This is a genomic window from Pseudoalteromonas sp. P1-25, assembly GCF_001401805.1.
Classification (GTDB): domain Bacteria; phylum Pseudomonadota; class Gammaproteobacteria; order Enterobacterales; family Alteromonadaceae; genus Pseudoalteromonas.
On sequence record NZ_LKDW01000069.1, the window covers coordinates 1 to 1,600 of the forward strand.

Here is a 1,600-nt window from a genome sequence, read left to right on the forward strand (position 1 = left end):
TTAAAGTACAAAACGGAAGTAAACTTCCGGTTTCTAACCCAATATTGCTATATTTCGGAAGCAAACTTCCGTTTATAGGAATTCAAAGGTAGTTATCGGAAATATACTTCTGTTTTTGAAAGCGTTGGCCTAGATAGCTATATGAGCCATTTTTCGGGGTCTTATTTGAGCGAAAAGCGGAGGGTCGGGTAAACTCGTTTTTGGACAAAAATGAGTTAGAGCTGAAGGACGGCTCTGTGCCAAAAGCAGCCCTTGAGTGACTTAGTGATAAAGGCTGCAATGATACGATTGCTGACATTTCACTATTTCTTTTTATGCCTTCTCATTGCCATTAATAGACTGTCATTTAGCTATCGCAACAACTTTGACCTTCTTGAATTGGCGGGCATTTCACTGTTCCATAAGAGCAATATACGCAACAATCGCCTTTCAAAGGCTTTAGGAGAACTTTGCAAGATTCACATTCATAATACCACTGGCAAGCGTTGGTTGGCATTTCTTCAGTTTTACTGAAGCCACACTCAGGGCAAGTAATGGTAGAATTTAACTCTATACTTTGCATGTTTGCTCCTTCAAAGGTTTAACAATGTCTAATACGGACATTACAATCATCAAACAAATACCTACATAAAACAAATAAGTGCTCCATTCGTATTGCCATAGTGGATAGAGGGTTAACAAAACCGCTATAGGGCCAATAACCCCAAGAATACCTCTCGCATGATTTTGGTTTTTATACCAGTTATACAAATTTACCAACAATGCCAGAGTTGCAAATATAGGTAACAAGGTATTTACAGCAATTCCCTCAAAGTGAGAGAGAAAGCCTAATCCTAATGCTGATGCTAACGAGCCGAGTGCGGGGAAGCACCCCGTACAACTAAGAGCCGCAAGCCAAACACCACCTGAGCTAACTTTATCTAAAATCTTATTAATCATTTTTAACGTCTAACATTATTTGAATGATTTGAGTATGAACTCCGTAGGTAGGTACGGAGTCAATACTATTTTAGCGAATCGATTATTGGGCAGTGGGATTGATCGTTATTGTTGCGGCATGAATTAGTCATTTCTTTTATGACGACTTCTAAGCGTTGAAGGTCAGCTATCTTATTTTGAATTACGTTCAATTTCAGCAAGCCTAGGGATTCTACTTTGGCACAATCGCCATCCATTGACATCAATGAAGCCACTTCTTTTAGAGTAAAGCCAAGTGCTTTGGCCTTACAGATGAATTGTAATTGTTTGGTGATTGAGTCGTCATAGACACGATAACCATTTTGAGGTTTTTGAGGCTGTTTTATCAAGCCTTCCCGCTCATAAAACCGTATAGTTTCTACGCCTATATCAAGTTCTTTAGCCAACTTGCCTATTGTTTTCATCGTCCAACCATAAAATCAACTTTAATCATGACATTAGTATATCAATACGAAGTAAAATTGCTCGAACTACAATGACTGGTTTTCACTAAAAGCTGCCCTTAGAGCATTTACGTTAACTCGTCTTGGGGCAGAAAAGAGTTGGACTGCCGAGCTTTCATTAGATACCAACTTATAATCTTAAAGTACAAAACGGAAGTAAACTTCCGGTTTCTAACCCA

General features: G+C 38.8%; 3 protein-coding genes. All 3 read right to left on the reverse strand.

What is annotated here, in order from left to right; translation table 11 throughout:
- Nucleotides 1–346: 346 nt before the first annotated feature.
- The 3 genes from AN393_RS20630 to AN393_RS19520 all read right to left on the reverse strand — a co-directional run bounded on the left by AN393_RS20630 (nt 347) and on the right by AN393_RS19520 (nt 1,382).
- Nucleotides 347–562, reverse strand: a complete 216-nt coding sequence (locus tag AN393_RS20630; protein WP_076916053.1) for a GDCCVxC domain-containing (seleno)protein — start codon at nt 560–562, stop codon at nt 347–349.
- A complete protein-coding gene (gene merC / locus AN393_RS19515) occupies nt 550–939 on the reverse strand; it encodes an organomercurial transporter MerC (protein ID WP_024601094.1) in 390 nt (129 codons plus the stop codon). Before merC ends, AN393_RS20630 begins: the two co-directional genes overlap by 13 nt.
- 65 nt (nt 940–1,004) lie before the next feature.
- On the reverse strand, nt 1,005–1,382 hold the full coding sequence (locus AN393_RS19520; protein ID WP_010557530.1) for a MerR family transcriptional regulator: 378 nt from the start codon (nt 1,380–1,382) through the stop codon (nt 1,005–1,007).
- Between the last annotated feature and the right edge of the window lie 218 nt (nt 1,383–1,600).